Source organism: Colwellia sp. MB02u-9 (genome assembly GCF_014077085.1).
GTDB lineage: Bacteria > Pseudomonadota > Gammaproteobacteria > Enterobacterales > Alteromonadaceae > Cognaticolwellia.
This window is the reverse complement of sequence record NZ_JACGVF010000094.1, coordinates 313,725-327,680: the sequence shown is the minus strand read 5'-3', so window position 1 is coordinate 327,680 and position 13,956 is coordinate 313,725. Positions and strand designations below refer to the sequence as shown.

10 protein-coding genes are annotated in these 13,956 nt (G+C 39.2%); all 10 read left to right on the top strand.

Features of this window, described 5'->3' with window-relative positions; all coding sequences use genetic code 11:
- The first annotated feature begins 197 nt into the window (after positions 1 to 197).
- On the top strand, positions 198 to 1,391 hold the full coding sequence (gene prpF, locus H4J65_RS10050) for a 2-methylaconitate cis-trans isomerase PrpF (RefSeq protein ID WP_182198024.1): 1,194 nt from the start codon (positions 198 to 200) through the stop codon (positions 1,389 to 1,391).
- Between the two features lie 588 nt (positions 1,392 to 1,979).
- The gene (locus H4J65_RS10045) at positions 1,980 to 2,456 is read left to right on the top strand and encodes a GAF domain-containing protein (RefSeq protein WP_182137792.1); all 477 of its coding nucleotides are present in this window, start codon (positions 1,980 to 1,982) and stop codon (positions 2,454 to 2,456) included.
- Entirely contained in the window at positions 2,456 to 2,743 is a 288-nt protein-coding gene (locus tag H4J65_RS10040) for a hypothetical protein (RefSeq protein WP_182137793.1), read from the top strand. Before H4J65_RS10045 ends, H4J65_RS10040 begins: the two co-directional genes overlap by 1 nt.
- 20 nt (positions 2,744 to 2,763) lie before the next feature.
- Positions 2,764 to 3,549: an RNA chaperone ProQ gene (gene proQ / locus H4J65_RS10035; protein ID WP_182198022.1), complete on the top strand. Its 786-nt coding sequence runs from the start codon at positions 2,764 to 2,766 to the stop codon at positions 3,547 to 3,549.
- 15 nt (positions 3,550 to 3,564) lie between these two features.
- A complete protein-coding gene (gene prc / locus H4J65_RS10030) occupies positions 3,565 to 5,601 on the top strand; it encodes a carboxy terminal-processing peptidase (protein WP_182198020.1) in 2,037 nt (678 codons plus the stop codon).
- Between the two features lie 237 nt (positions 5,602 to 5,838).
- The gene (gene nhaC, locus H4J65_RS10025) at positions 5,839 to 7,296 is read left to right on the top strand and encodes a Na+/H+ antiporter NhaC (protein WP_182185977.1); all 1,458 of its coding nucleotides are present in this window, start codon (positions 5,839 to 5,841) and stop codon (positions 7,294 to 7,296) included.
- Positions 7,297 to 7,403: 107 nt separating this feature from the next.
- Positions 7,404 to 9,965: an aminopeptidase N gene (gene pepN, locus H4J65_RS10020; protein WP_404851945.1), complete on the top strand. Its 2,562-nt coding sequence runs from the start codon at positions 7,404 to 7,406 to the stop codon at positions 9,963 to 9,965.
- A gap of 8 nt (positions 9,966 to 9,973) precedes the next feature.
- Positions 9,974 to 10,189, top strand: a complete 216-nt coding sequence (locus H4J65_RS10015) for a DUF2835 family protein (RefSeq protein WP_182137798.1) — start codon at positions 9,974 to 9,976, stop codon at positions 10,187 to 10,189.
- A 306-nt stretch (positions 10,190 to 10,495) separates the two neighbouring features.
- Positions 10,496 to 12,541, top strand: coding sequence for a DUF1302 domain-containing protein (locus tag H4J65_RS10010; RefSeq protein ID WP_182137799.1), 2,046 nt, complete (start codon positions 10,496 to 10,498; stop codon positions 12,539 to 12,541).
- 21 nt (positions 12,542 to 12,562) lie between these two features.
- The gene (locus H4J65_RS10005) at positions 12,563 to 13,951 is read left to right on the top strand and encodes a DUF1329 domain-containing protein (RefSeq protein ID WP_182198015.1); all 1,389 of its coding nucleotides are present in this window, start codon (positions 12,563 to 12,565) and stop codon (positions 13,949 to 13,951) included.
- Positions 13,952 to 13,956: the final 5 nt, after the last annotated feature.

Genomic DNA, 13,956 nt, shown 5'->3' with positions numbered 1-13,956 from the left:
TTAATTGCTGCTTTTTTATGTTCAGGACGAACGGTATGACGTGATCACATGGATGTGAAGGAATGTCGATGCAATCAACGAGCGTTTTGAAGTGATCACATGGATGTGAAGCAACGTCGATGCGATCAACGAACACTAAATTGTCCACATGGAAGGTTAACAAAGTGGCTCATATTGATAAAATTTAGAGGTGTTAAATGTCTTCAGTTTCTCAAGTAAAAATCCCCGCAACCTATATGCGAGGTGGTACGTCAAAAGGTGTATTTTTTAATCTTACTGACTTGCCAGAGCGTTGCCAAATAGCGGGGCAAGCTCGTGATAATATGCTACTTCGAGTTATTGGTAGTCCAGATCCCTACGGTAAACAAACCGATGGTATGGGTGGGGCTACATCAAGTACCAGTAAAACCGTTATTTTGGCTAAAAGTGCTGTGGTAGATCACGACGTTGACTATTTATTTGGTCAAGTGGCGATAGATAAAGCGTTTGTTGATTGGAGTGGTAATTGTGGGAATTTGACCGCTGCAGTGGGCTCATTTGCCATTATGTCGGGTTTAGTTGCTGCTAGCCGTATTCCTAAAAATGGTATTTGTACGGTACGTATTTGGCAAAAAAACATTAGCAAAACGATTATTGCTCGCGTGCCTATTACGCATGGGCAAGTACAAGAAACTGGTGACTTTGAACTTGATGGCGTAACCTTTCCTGCTGCAGAAGTACCAGTAGAATTTATAGCGCCTGTTGACCCTAGTGAAGCTATGTTTCCGACAGGTAATGTAGTTGATGAGCTAGCAGTTCCCGCGATAGGTACTTTTAAAGCAGCTACAGTTAAAGTCACTATGATCAGTGCTGGTATTCCCACTATTTTCTTAAATGCTGAAGATATAGGCTACACAGGTACGGAATTACAAGAGGCGATTAATAATGATGAAGCGGCATTAGCACGTTTTGAAACTATTCGTGCTGCTGGCGCAATTAAAATGGGTCTGATAAATGATGTATCTGAAGCCGTTGCACGTCAACATACCCCAAAAGTGGCTTTTGTCAGTGCCGCTAAAGACTATGTAACATCAAGTGGTAAAGCGGTTTGTGCAACGGATATAGACCTACATGTTCGTGCTTTATCTATGGGTAAGTTACATCATGCGATGATGGGCACGGCAGCCGTGGCGATTGGCACTGCAGCCGCAATTCCAGGCACCTTAGTGAATTTAGCCGCTGGCGGTGGCGAACGTGACGCTGTTGTTTTTGGTCACCCATCGGGCACCCTTAAAGTGGGTGCTCAAGCATCAAAGGTTGATGATATGTGGACGGTAAATAAAGCCATTATGAGCCGCAGTGCTCGGGTATTAATGGAAGGTTGGGTGCGTATTCCTGCGGATTCATTTTAAGTTCATTACTGGCTTTGAACAGCGATAAAGGCTTTAATAAAGCACTATCAGTAATGCTTTTGATAGTGCTTTTTGTTAATGCACAAGATTTTTATATTATAAAAATTGTTATCTAGAACAATTTTTCAAGGCATTTACGTGAGACTAAATAGACTAATTAATTACTCACTTTCAGATAGGCTACAGAGTAAATTTATTTGCTCTGCGTCATTACAATAGCTCGCTATTGTTCGACTCTATGCTGCTATATTGTGCTATTGACTGAGAGTTATGTAAGCATGCATGATTTATCTATTGGCTATGGCAAAAATAAAACCTATGGCTGTTGAGCAATATGACACTATTTATATAAAGAGATGGTTGTTACACAGCAAATAAATAATCATCAAGGTTGGTAAAATAAAAGCTTAAAGAAATATATCAAAAAGCGAGTAGTAGACGATTTAACGATGAAAAAATGATAAATGCGCCATTAAAGTTAATATTTATCATAAAATTGCTAGATAATTGCTAATTGCTGCTGATAGCGCTTTAGTTTTCTGCGCTATCAGGGTATGTTATGCGTTTTTATTGTAGGCATCTTCATTAATGACAAAAAACACCTTTTATCGTGACTTATATAAGCAAGTTGAAGCCTTGATCAGTGATGAAACTGATGTGATTGCTAATATGGCCAACGTCAGTGCTTTGTTATTTGAGCAATTAGCAGATGTTAATTGGGTTGGTTTTTACCGTTTGATCAATGACGAACTTGTCCTTGGTCCATTTCAAGGTAAAGTGGCTTGTATCCGTATCCCTTTAGGTCGTGGGGTTTGTGGAACAGCGGCAAGTAAAAATGCAGTACAACGTGTTGCTGATGTGCATGCGTTTGACGGTCATATTGCTTGTGACGCTAGCAGTAATGCTGAAATAGTATTACCTTTAAGGTTGAACGAGAAAGTGATAGCTGTGCTTGATATTGACAGCATAGCATTCAATCGTTTTGATAGTGATGATCAAGCAGGATTAGAAAAAATAATTAGTTTGTTTGAAAATGTTATGATTAACCATGGCGTGGTAAACTAATGAAAGAATTTATTGTTATTCATGACTACCTAGTTTCAGAAGCCGTTGTTGGAGATTGGGAAGGTGATGAAGAGATAGTTGCTGAGCGTATTAACGAGATTTATCATACCGTTTATGACTTAGCAGAAGAAGATATTGCACCAGAGGTTTTAGAGCAGTTGCTTTCTTTGGTGTGGGACACGTGGATAGGGCAAGAAGCCTTAGCTGAAATCGAAAGTGAAGATATTTATGATTGGTGCCGACATTTGTTGGAAAATCGTGAACAATATCTAGCAGAGCAGAATTAAAATTTTGAAAAGTTGTATTTATGGAAACTAAAATAGAAAGTGAAGTAAAAGTGGTAGCAGACGCGGCAGTTGAAACAACAGTAGCAGACGCAGCAGTTGAAACAACACCAGTAGTAGATGCGGTGGTTGAAACAACGCCAAATGTTGATGCTGAAGTTAAGCGTATTAGCACAAAAGAAATTATTGGCTATTTGGCGGAAAAATTTCCAGCATGTTTTTCTATCGAAGGTGCTGCAAAACCATTAAAAATTGGCATTTTTCAAGATTTAGCAGAAAAGCTGATTGGTGATGAAACGGTAAGTAAAACTCGTCTACGTCAAGCACTTAGACATTACACAAGTAGCTGGCGTTATTTGAAAGCAATTAAACTAGGCTGTTTTCGAATTGATATTGACGGTAATGACTCTGCAGAGATTGATCAAGAACAAGCAGATTATGCCAGCAAAACATTAAAAGAAAGCCAAGAAAAGTTTGGTACCAAAAAGCCTAAAGACAAAGTGGCTAAAAAACCTTATAAAGGTAATGCTGCTAAGGGAACTAAGCCGGTTGCTAAAGACTCTACAGATGGTAGCCGTAAAGAAAAATTCAATACGGTAAAATCAACCAAGCGCGTAGTTACAAAACCAACCGTTACACTTAAACCGGTTGAAACAAGTAATGTTGTTGTTGGCAAAAATATCAAAGTGCAATTGGGACAATCTTCAATGGACGCTGTTATCACAGAAGTTTCTGGCAAAGATGTTAGCGTACAATTAAACTCGGGTATGGTTGTGAAAACACAAGTTAAAAATATTTTTACAGAATAAATTTGGAGTATGTGAATGCATAAATTTTGTTGTATAGCTATAGCGGTATCATTGTCACTTGCCAGCATCTCAGTTTTTGCTGAGACTAAGGTAGACAATGAAAGCTTATTGATACTGGCGCCAGAAAGTCAACATGCTGCCTCTACAAAGCGAATTACGGCACAGTTTACGCGTGCACACTACAAAAAAATAAAAATTGATGACATACTTTCAGAGCAAATTTTTGATCGTTATATTAAGCAATTAGATTACGCTCGTAACGTATTTCTGGCTGCTGACGTTAAAGGCTTTGAGCAGTATCGTGATGAATTTGATTCGGTTATTGCCCGCGGTAAACTTGATGTTGCTTATGAAATCTACAACCTTAATTTACAACGCCGATTAGAACGCTATCAATATGCACTAAGCCTTTTAGCAAGCGAAAAACCTTTTGATTTTGACCTTGATGAATCCTACGACTTTGATCGGGAAGATGCTCAATGGCCTAACTCTGTTGATGAATTAGACGAGTTATGGCGTAAAAAAGTTAAATATGATGCATTAAATTTAACGTTAGCCGGTAAAGAGTGGGAAAAAATTCAAGAAGTATTAGGCAAACGTTATCGTTACGCGATTAAACGCTTAAAGCAAAGTGAAAGTGAAGATGTATTTCAAGTCGTCATGAACAGCTTTGCCCGCGTAGTTGAACCACACACTTCATATTTATCTCCCCGTAATGCTGAACGTTTTCAAATGGAAATGAATTTATCACTGGAAGGTATTGGTGCAGTTTTACGTGCAGAAGAAGACTATACCGTTATTCAAAGTGTGGTTTCTGGAGGCCCGGCTGATAAATCTAACGAATTAAACCCTAAAGATCGTATTGTCGGTGTTGCACAAGATGATAAAGAGTTTGTCGACGTTATTGGTTGGCGTTTAGACGATGTTGTTGAACTGATCAAAGGTCCTAAAGGCAGCAAGGTTAGGTTACAAGTTTTAGGCGCAGAATCAGAAGATGACAGCAGCATTAAAGTGGTTTCTATTGTTAGAGATACCATAAAACTTGAAGATCGCGCGGCAAAATCAGAAGTCTATTTTGAAAAAGAAGGTGATGAGAACACTAAAAAATTGGGTGTGATCACGATCCCCAGCTTTTACAACCATCTTTCTCGCGACGTTAAGCTTGAAATAGCTAAACTTAAAGAGGAGAACGTGTCTGGTATCATTGTTGACCTTCGTGGCAATGGTGGTGGCTCGTTAACAGAGGCAACTTTACTTACCGGGCTATTTATTGATAAAGGCCCCGTAGTACAAGTGCGTGATGGTGCTAACCGCGTACAAGTTAACAGTGATAAAGACGGTATTAGTTTTTATGATGGGCCACTGACTGTTATGGTCGATCGCTACAGTGCTTCAGCGTCAGAGATATTCTCAGCAGCCATTCAGGATTATGGACGAGGCATTATTGTTGGTGAACACACTTTTGGCAAAGGCACTGTCCAGCAACATAGAGGTCTAGGCCGTGTCTACGATTTGTACGAAAAACCGTTTGGCAGCATTCAATTTACCATTGCCAAGTTTTATCGCATTAATGGTGGTAGCACCCAACACCGGGGTGTATTACCCGATATTGAATTTCCATCGGCGATAGATCCAGCTGACTGGGGCGAAAGTAAAGAAGAAAACGCCTTGCCTTGGGATCAAATCCCAAAAGCGCAATATAATAAGCTTAATGATATTAGCAAAGATGTATCATATTTGACTTCATTGTACAGTTCACGTGTTGAAAAAAATCAAGAGTTTAATTATTTACTCTCTGATATTGCAGAATATAAAGCTGAAAAAGATGATAAAAATATCTCATTAAACTTAGCCAAGCGCAAAGAAAAAAGAGAAAGTCGTAAGGCTAAGCAATTAAAGCGTGCGAATGAACGACTTACCGTTATGGGTAAAGAAAACGTAGCTGACTTAGATGACTTACCAGAAGATTTAGAAGCACTAGACCCGTTTTTAGACGAAACAGCAAGAATTACCTTTGACTTAGTGTCACTGGGTAAAGTCGCCAAAAAATAGCTGCTTTACTGATACAATAATGAAAGCCACCTTAGGGTGGCTTTTTAGTGCCAGGTTTCTTCGACTGATTTTTACCTGAAATAACTGCATAATTATTCTTTAAATCCTTATAAACAAAGGGCTAGTTAGCAGCTTATTGTCAAAAATAGCTTGCACTATCTGCGAACAGTCGGCATCTTACTAGCACAAATAATTTAACCACTATAATAATTAAGATAATAAGGTGTAAATTTATCTATGTCTGACCCTCAATCTTCGCGACAACCTTCTATGTTGGACTCTCTTATTCCAATCGTTGTCCTTATTTGTTTATTAATTGCCGCGGTAACTTTTTTTGGTGATAGTTCATCATCAGGACCTAACCAAATAGCCTTGTTTTTAGCGACGGGCGTAGCTGCGGTGATTGGGCTAAAAAATGGTCATAAATGGCATGAGATGGAAAAATCGATTATCCATGGCATATCAATTTCTTTAGGCGCGGTGCTAATTTTATTAGCAGTAGGGTCATTAATTGGTACATGGTTGTTATCAGGTACTGTGCCTACGATGGTTTATTATGGCTTGAAAATTATAGACCCCAGTTGGTTTTATGCCGCAACCTGCCTAGTGTGCGGTGTTGTAGCGATGAGCATAGGCAGCTCTTGGACCACTGCCGCGACAGTAGGTGTTGCATTTATTGGTATTGCTGGCGGCTTTGAACTATCGCCATCGGTTACTGCTGGTGCCGTCATATCAGGCGCCTATTTTGGTGATAAATTATCGCCATTATCCGAAACGACTAATTTAGCCCCTGCGGTAGCCGGTAGTGAATTATTTGCTCATATTCGCTACATGCTATGGACAACGATTCCTTCAATTACCATAGCGCTAATTTTATTTCTTATTATTGGCTTTAACCATTCTACTTCAGGGGTGGGGAACACAGATAGTATTGTGTCATTAACCAGTACCTTGGAAAATACCTATAACATATCAGCCTTGAACTTAATCCCCTTACTGCTACTATTAATAATGGCTTATAAAAAAATGCCAGCATTTCCAGCGGTTGCTATCGGTGCGGTATTAGGCGCTATTTGGGCGGTTATTTTTCAACAAGACTTGATTTCTAGCATGGCTCAAGAAGGTGTAGATTCAACTAAAGCCACTATTATGGTAGTATGGACGGCATTTTTTGACGGCGTAGTTGTCGACACAGGTAACGCGGAAATTGATCAACTGTTAAGCCGTGGTGGTATGTCGGGTATGTTAAATACTATCTGGCTAGTGGTTACCGCATTAAGCTTTGGTGCAATTTTAGAGCATTTAGGTATGTTGAAAAAATTTGTTGAGTCAATCTTAGCGAAGGCAAAATCAACAGGTAGCTTAATTGCCAGTACCGTAGCGACTTGTATAGGCACTAACTTGATCACAGCCGACCAATATATGGCTATAGTGATGCCGGGAAGAATGTACAAAGAAGAATATGAAAAAAGAGGCTTAGACCCAGTAGTATTAAGCCGAACATTAGAAGATTCGGGCACTATTACTTCACCATTAATCCCTTGGAATACCTGTGGTGCATTTATGTTTGGCGCTATGGCATTAACATCTTATGATTATATCTTTTATTGTTTCTTTAATTTAATTAACCCTATTTTAGCCGTGACATATGGTTATATGGGCTTTAAGATAAAAAGACTAGTGACAAAGAACTAAAAAATTTACAAAATTAATAAATATTCACAAAGCCTGTTTAATACAGGCTTTTTAATGTCTATTACAGGCGTTAACTTCTAACCAAGATACAATGTACTCTATTAAGGATGCGCATGAGTGATTTTACCCCACGCTATTTAGCTGACTATAGCGAAGCAAACTTTTCTATTTCTACCGTTGAGTTAACCTTTAAACTTGATGAATATAAAACTCACGTGACCAATCGCATGCACATGACTCGAAAGGTGGCAGATAATCAACCCTTGATACTCGATGGCGAGCACTTAACTTTATTATCAGTTTTGATTGATGATGAACCGCTCTCAAGTGATGATTATCTCGTCAGTGATAGCAGTTTAACCCTTGCTATTGATCGCAACGAATTTACGCTAGAAATCGTTACTGAAATTAATCCTATTGAAAATACCGCACTTGAAGGCTTGTTTAAGTCAGGCGAGGCCTACTGCACTCAGTGTGAAGCGGAAGGTTTCAGGCGCATTAGCTATTACCTCGACCGTCCCGATATCATGGCAACGTTTACCACCAAAGTTATTGCCAACAAAGCGCAGTTTCCTTATTTGTTGTCTAATGGTAATAAGATTGCTGCAGGCGACTTAGCCAGTGGCCAGCATTTTGTGCAATGGCATGACCCCTTTCCTAAACCCTGTTATCTATTTGCCTTAGTTGCCGGTGATTTTGATGTTTTAAAAGATGTTTATAACACCAGTTCTGGTCGTGACGTTGCCTTGGAAATATTTGTTGATAAAGGCAATATTCATAAAGCGCATCATGCTATGGCGTCGTTAAAACATGCGATGAACTGGGATGAAGAAACCTTTGGCCTTGAATATGATCTTGATATTTACATGATAGTCGCTGTTGATTTTTTCAATATGGGCGCGATGGAAAATAAAGGTCTGAATGTATTTAACAGTAAATTCGTTTTAGCCGATGAAGCTAGCGCGACCGATGTTGATTACTTTAATGTTGAGGCAGTTATTGCCCATGAATATTTTCATAACTGGACCGGTAACCGTGTTACTTGCCGAGATTGGTTTCAACTGAGCTTAAAAGAAGGGCTGACAGTATTTAGAGATCAGCAATTTAGTGCTGATATGCATTCAGCTTCAGTTAACCGTATTCAAAATGTGCGGGTGTTACGTTCGCTGCAATTTGCCGAAGATGCTGGCCCAATGGCACATCCGATTCGACCAGAAAAAGTTATCGAAATGAATAACTTTTACACCTTAACGGTTTACGAAAAAGGTGCTGAAGTTATTCGTATGATTCATACCTTGCTTGGCGTGGATAAATTCAGAAAAGGTTTAGATCTATACTTTCAACGCTTTGATGGTATGGCGGTGACATGTGATGACTTTATCAGTGCTATGGCAGATGCATCGGGTGTTGATCTTAGCCAATTTAAGCGCTGGTACACCCAAGCAGGAACGCCTGTATTACAGATTAGCGAAAGCTTTGACGAAGACTTGTCTGAATATCACTTAACCATAGCGCAAACTAATGGCGAAAATCCTGCCTTGCATATTCCTGTTGGTATTGAATTAATGGCTAATGATGATCAGCCAAATCAGTCGCAGTTACTACAATTAACAGAGCAAAAGCAAACATGGACTTTTAAAGCTTTTAGCCAGAAACCTGTGTTGGCTTTATTAACCGGGTTTTCTGCACCGGTTAAAAGCCAATTTTCACAATCGGATCAAGACCTACAATGTATTATGACCCGTGCTAACGATGATTTTTGTCGCTGGGATGCAGGGCAAAAACTCTTAACAACCTATATCACTCAGCTGATGCTGCAACCGACGTTGAGTTTACCTGAACATTTATACCAAGCCTTTAAAACCATATTAACCGCCGATATTTCAGCCGCTTTTAAAGCTGAGCAATTAACATTACCGAGCTTTAGTGAATTAGTTGATAATATTGAAGAAGTTGACCCTATCGCTCTACTTGACGCCATTGATAGTGTTAAGCATGTTTTAGCAAAAGAACTAGCACCATTTTTTTTACAGCAGTATCAGCAAAATATACAAGCTGATTATGCAAGTGACGGTATTGCTATCGGTAAACGGGCATTAAAAAATATTTGCCTATCTTACTTGAGCACGCTTAGTAGCCAAGAAGCTTTATTAACCAAGCAGTTTCAGCAGTCAAATAATATGACCGACACTTTAGCTGTGCTTAACTGTGCGGCGAAAAATAGTCATGAAAACTTTGCTAATATGATGTTAGATTTTGAGCATAAATGGTCTGACACAGCATTAGTCATGGATAAATGGTTTGCGATACAAGCAGGTGTTAATGAGGAGGCTATCTATGAAAATTTAGCGGCACTTATTGCACATCCTTTATTTAGCTTAAAGAATCCAAATAGAGTTCGTGCCCTTATTGGTGCTTTTACGGCTAGCAATCCTCGTTATTTTCATTGTGCTAGTGGCCGAGGTTATCAGTTTTTAATTGAACAATTAATTCTGCTTAACGATATTAATCCACAAGTGGCGTCGCGATTAATTACGCCGCTTATTCAATTTAAGTCGTTTGATCAGTACAGACAAACCATGATAAAAACCAAGCTCGAACAATTTGCTAAGCAAGTAAATCTTTCAAAAGATTTAAAAGAAAAACTTGATGCTGCGTTAGCGCATTAGGAAAAAGCATGAAGTACTATTTTAGCTTGAATATAACGAGCCAAGAATACTTACCTTATTATCAAGGGCGAATTAAATCCATTATTGTTATGACCGAGCAGAGAGTAAAGGTTGAATTTCCGGCGATGCATTTACGAGTTTATTTAACTAGAAATGGCATTAAAGGGCGCTTTTGCTTGCAAACACTTAACAATAAGTTTTTATCATTAGATAAAGTATCATGATTAGAGTTTTTGCTTTAAACAGTGGTCGGACCATTTGAAATAAGTGTCGCTATTAGCAGGTTGTATGTCGGCGGTTATTTCTGTTCACTATTTGAGGATTACAGCTTATTAAGATTAGGCGTTTAAAACAAGCGTTTTAAACGCCTTTTTGTTCTCATCAGATGACCTGATTCAAGTCTTGAATATAAAGGGCTTTAACAAAGACTTTAGCACTTGCCACTGGGTCAAAATGATGTAATTATTGTTTTATACCATGTACGTAGCATATAAAAATAAAATGCAAAATCACATCTGGGGAGATAGGAAATGAAACAGAACCTTCGCAACGGTTTTTACAAAAAGCCACTGGCTTTGAGTATAGCTGCCGCTTTGATAACATTAGCTAATGTTAATGTTCAAGCAAAAATCTTTGAGTTAGGAAACTTCGACATTACTTTTGACTCTACATTTTCAGCAGGTACAAGCTGGCGAGTAGAAGACCGTAATTGGAATGACAACGTTGGTAAATCTAATAACGTTAATAATGGTTTTGATTTTAGCCAATATCATCCAATACTAAATGCTAATCCGAGTGCGGCTACTGTATGGGACGGGGCTGGAAGTTATTCGACCAATGGCGATAACGCTAATTTAAATTTTAATTCGGGCGAAAGCTTTTCAAAATTAATTAAAGGGACACATGAGCTTGGTGTGCGTTATGAAAACTTAGGTTTTTTTGGTCGCGCTATGTATTTTTATGATTTTGAAATGGTCGACGGCGATAGAGCTTGGACAAATCCAAGTTCTGGTAAGGTTAATGATCCATGCCGTGATAATGAAGCGAAAGACCAAGTATGTCGTGATGTTCGCATGTTGGATGCTTTTGTTTATGGTGATTTTGAACTCGGTGCAATGCCGTTTTCTGTCCGTGTTGGTCAACAGGTGATTAGTTGGGGCGAAAGTACCTTAATCTCTCACGGTATTAGTGAACTTAACCCCGTAGATATTGCCCGCTTAAAAGCACCTGGCGCAGAGTTAAAAGAAGCCTTTATTCCTTTTGGCGCCGTATGGGCATCGCTAGGGGTTACAGAAACTTTTAACGTTGAAATGTTTTATCAATATAGCTGGGAAAAAACTGTTTTACCTGCACCAGGGAGTTATTTTTCAACTAATGATTTTGCCGGTGATGGTGGCCACTATAATAATGTGCAATTAAACTTTGCTAGTAATCCAGATATGGATCTTGACTCATTAATTAACAATTTAAATGGCTTAAGAGCGCAAATATTAAATGGCAATGTTGCTCTTGCTGACGCTGCTGGTGCTTATGTGGGTGGTTTCCCAACGAAATTAACCTTACGTGAAGACGGCGCTGAAAACGATCCAGAAGATGGCGGTCAATACGGTTTGCGCCTTTCTTGGTATTTACCGGCGTTAAATGATACAGAAGTTAGCTTGTATCACATGAATTATCATAGCAGACGTCCAGTATTTTCAGGTATTACCGCTGACTTTACCGGCGCAGCTTTAGCTCATGATGTTGGTATGTTAGTGTCGACTGAAATCACACAAGATAACTATACGGATTTACAGGCTTTTTCTCGTGTTGAACTGGATTATATTGAAGATATAAAACTGTATGCTTTAAGCTTTAATACCGCTATTGGCACAACATCGGTTGCCGGTGAAGTGACCTTCCGTCAAGATGAACCGTTGCAAATAGATGACGTTGAATTGTTATTTGCGGCTATGCCACAACAATTAGCGAATAATTTAGGGCGTGATGAGCTTGATGGTATTTCGCAAATGCCTACTTTCGCTGGTGGCACACGTGCTAATGGCTATATTTTATCTGACACAATACAAGCACAAATGACTTTAACCCATTTATGGGGACCAACGCTTGGCGCCAGTCAATTTGTGACCTTGCTTGAAGTGGGTGGTATTGATATTCGTGATATGCCAGAGCAAGATGTTTTACGTCTAAATGGCCCAGGCACTAGCCGAAATGGTGGTGTTGCAGGTAAAGAAGGTCTAGAACTAGCGCTACAAGACGGCGTTGAAACCAACCCATTCCCAAGTGCTTTTGCATGGGGTTATCGCTTTGTAGGTAAATTGGATTATACCAACGTGTTTGCCGGCATTAACGTTTCACCAAAAGTTGTCTTTTCACATGATGTGAATGGTATTACACCGGATCCTTTATTCTTGTTTGTTGAAGATAGAAAGTCAGTGTCATTAGGTTTAGGTTTCGATTACCAAAGCCGTTGGTCTGCTGATTTTAGCTACAACAGCTTTTTTGGTGGTGTAGGCACTACGAACCAATTGGAAGATCGCGATTACGTATCTTTTAACATCAAGTATTCAATTTAAGGCTGTAGGAGGATTACTTTCATGAAAAATATTTTTAAAAATACCTTTAAAAAGGTAACGCTAGTATCAATAGCGGTAACCGTAGCATTAGCATCAACCAGCGCTACTGCAAAAATTAGCGAGCAAGATGCAGCTAAGTTACAAAAAGAATTAACGCCCTTTGGTGCTGTTCGTGCAGCTAACGCAGATGGTTCTATTCCAGCGTGGACAGGTGGGATTACATCAGCACCTGCGGGCTATAAAGTGGGTGATCATCATCTAGACCCATTTGCTGATGACAAGGCAATGTATACCATTACAGCTAAGAACCTTGCGCAATATAAAAATTTATTAACGCCAGGCCAAATTAAGTTATTTGAAACTTATCCTGATACTTACAAGATGAGTGTTTATCAATCTCGTCGTTCAGCATCATATCCTGAGCATGTTTATCAGGCGACTGTGGAAAATGCCACTAGAACTGAACTAGTTGAAGGCGGAAATGGTATTATTCAAGCGGCAATTGGTATCCCATTTCCAGTACCAAGTGATGGTTTAGAAGCTATTTGGAATCATATTTTACGCTATCGTGGTGAAAAATTGACGCGTGAAGGTGGTCAAGCAGCGCCAACGGCGTCAGGCGATTATACCTACATGGGATTTGATGATCAGTTACTTATACCCTATGGCGTTAAGGGTGTTAAAGCTGAAGAGCTTCAAAAAACCAATATTTTATTTAAGTTTAAACAAAAAGTGACTGAGCCCGCACGTTTAGCAGGTACGGCTTTATTGGTTCATGAAACTATGGATCAAATAAAAACACCTCGCCAAGCTTGGACCTATAATACCGGTCAACGTCGTGTTCGTCGTGCACCTAATGTTGCTTATGACGCACCAGGTACAGCGTCAGATGGTTTAAGAACAACAGATGACTTTGATATGTTTAACGGCGCACCGAATCGCTATAATTGGACATTAAAAGGCAAGCAAGAGTTGTTAATTCCATATAATGATTATCGTTTGCATAGTGATGATTTAAAATATGATCAAATTTTACAGCCGGGTCATATTAATCCTGAATTAGTACGTTACGAGAAACATCGTGTTTGGGTGGTCGAAGCGAACTTAAAATCAGATACACGTCATACTTATAAAAAACGCGTGTTTTATATTGACGAAGATAGCTGGCAAGTAGCGGTTACTGATATTTATGATAACCGTGATGAACTATACCGAGTGGGTGTTGCCCATGGTATTAATTACTATGAAGTACCAACGCAATGGTCAACTTTAGAAGTGTTTCATGATCTACAATCTCGTCGTTATATTGCGATGGGTTTAGATAACGAAGCCAGTATGTATGACTTTTCAGCCGATTTAAATGATGTTGACTTTACGTCTTCAGCATTACGTCGTGAAGGTCGCAGATAAGTAAT